The organism is Campylobacter sp. JMF_06 NA1 (genome assembly GCF_027737785.1).
In the GTDB taxonomy this organism is placed as follows: Bacteria; Campylobacterota; Campylobacteria; order Campylobacterales; family Campylobacteraceae; genus Campylobacter_B.
Map to the genome: position 1 here is coordinate 1 of NZ_JAOVUA010000010.1, position 2,139 is coordinate 2,139.

Annotated in this window: 2 protein-coding genes; both read right to left on the reverse strand. The window is 38.6% G+C overall.

Translation table 11 applies throughout. The annotated features are described in order from the left end of the window. A partial coding sequence (locus tag OFO07_RS07815; RefSeq protein ID WP_270871551.1) for a hypothetical protein occupies positions 1 to 304 on the reverse strand: 304 nt, incomplete at its 3' end. A 2-nt stretch (positions 305 to 306) separates the two neighbouring features. Continuing rightward, the coding region (locus OFO07_RS07820; protein WP_270871552.1) for a DDE-type integrase/transposase/recombinase at positions 307 to 2,139 on the reverse strand (1,833 nt) is incomplete at its 5' end.

The following is a 2,139-nucleotide window of genomic DNA, read 5'->3' on the forward strand; positions in this document are numbered from 1 at the left end:
TGTCCTCTAGAATCACATCATGGGAAATCTTATCAGTACGTGTTGGAATGTCAGGAAACAAGTGTTCATATTCATGTAGAAGTTGTTTCAGTTCACCACGTTCATACTCGTTGAGATGGCTAAGTTTCTGGTCCAGATTTCTGAGAATGTCCGAGTTTTGAAGTTTCGCGGGTCCAGGATCAGTGTTTTCACGAATGTCACTAACACAATTTTCATCACAATCACTAGATTCAGGTGGGACAGAGCCTACTACTGACACAGGTTTAACAAATGAGCTATCTCTGTTAATGTATTTCTTTAACATATTTACATGACACATTTGTTTTTGCTTACGCCTCCAGGAGTATTAATAACATAATTAAGATCACTGACTTTCTTGTCAACAATATAAGGACCAAAGTATCTTGCCTGTAACGGACTACCAGGAATAGGCAAAAGAGCAAGAACAGAATCTCCAGGCTCAAAACTTCTGTCAACAGTCTTTACATCATATCTATCTTTCATCTTACTTTGAGCATTCTCTAAATTACTACGTGCCAAATCACAAACATCTGTTAATCTCTCTCTAAAATCACTCACATACTGTAACAAACTCAACTGACTCTCATCCTCATCAAGCAACTTTTCTTTTAACAATTTCAATGGTCCTCTAACAGAATGTCCAAACACTAACTCAAATGGACTAAATCCTAACGACTCCTGGACAGCTTCTCTCACAGCAAATAACAACAAATGTACACCCTCATCCCAGTTCTTAGAATTAGTATCAAAACAATAAGTACGAATCATATTCTTCAATGTTTGGTGAAATCTTTCCAAAGCACCTTGACTTTCAGGATGGTAAGCAGATGACCGGTATTGTTTTATACCAAGTTCATGCATGACTTGTTGGAATAACCCAGACATGAAGTTTGACCCTTGGTCAGATTGGACTGACTTAGGAAGACCAACAAATGTGAAGAACTTAACAAGGGCTTTAACAATAGTCTTTGCTTTAATATTTCTCAAAGGAATAGCTTCTGGGAAACGGGTGGAAGCACACATAATAGTCAACATATATTCACACCCAGACCTGGTTTTGGGCAAAGGACCAACACAGTCAATAATAATTCTACTAAATGGTTCTTCAAATGCAGGAATAGGCTGCAAGGGACTTTTAGGAATAGTCTGGTTAGGTTTACCAACTAATTGACATGTGTGACACGACTTACAAAAATTAACTACATCTTGTCTAATACCAGGCCAATAAAAATGATTCAAGATTTTGTCATAAGTCTTGTTGACACCAAGATGACCAGCTAAGGGAGTTTCATGGGCAATACTAAGGATTTCAGACCTATAGGATTTAGGAACTACTATCTGATGTTTAACACTCCACTCTTCATCAGCAGGTACATCTAAAGGACGCCATTTTCTAAGAAGGACCCCATTCTTCAAATAATAACAAACTGGGACCTCTGAGACTTCATTCTCATCTAAAGCCTTATGGTACAAGTCCTTAAGCTCAGGGTCATTCTGTTGTTCACTAATAAGTTGTGACCTTGACCTTGTATCATGACCTTGGCTTGAACTTGACCGAGACAAATCACTTTCACAAACAGACTCACAAACAGACTGCTTTTGAGACAGACTGTCACATAAGGTACTACTAACCTCATTACCAAAAATCTGACCTATAAAAGTATCAGACAACTCAACCTCATTTTTAGAGGAATCAAGGGTGGCTTTCTTTGCCATAGCCCTAGTAACTGCACAAGAAGGATAAAGTTCTGGAATTTCCTGTTCATTAGAATCAGGAACATAATCAAGTACAGGAGTGTCAGTTACAACAGGATTAACAACAACCTTGTCTCCAGCTAAGTCATTACCTAGCAACAAATGAACACCCGGAAAGGGCAACGAAGGTCTAACGCCTACAGTCACAGGCCCAGTCACTAAATCTGATTTTAACTTAATGTTATGGAGGGGGACATTCAAAGATCCACACTCTACACCCTGTATAAGAACACTAGATCCAGAATAGGATTTATCACAAAACGGCAATATTTCAGCCAAAATTAGGGACTGAGAAGCACCAGTATCCCTCAAAATAGTGACAGGAGTAGGTGGGCATAATAAATCACATTGTAGTGACACAAA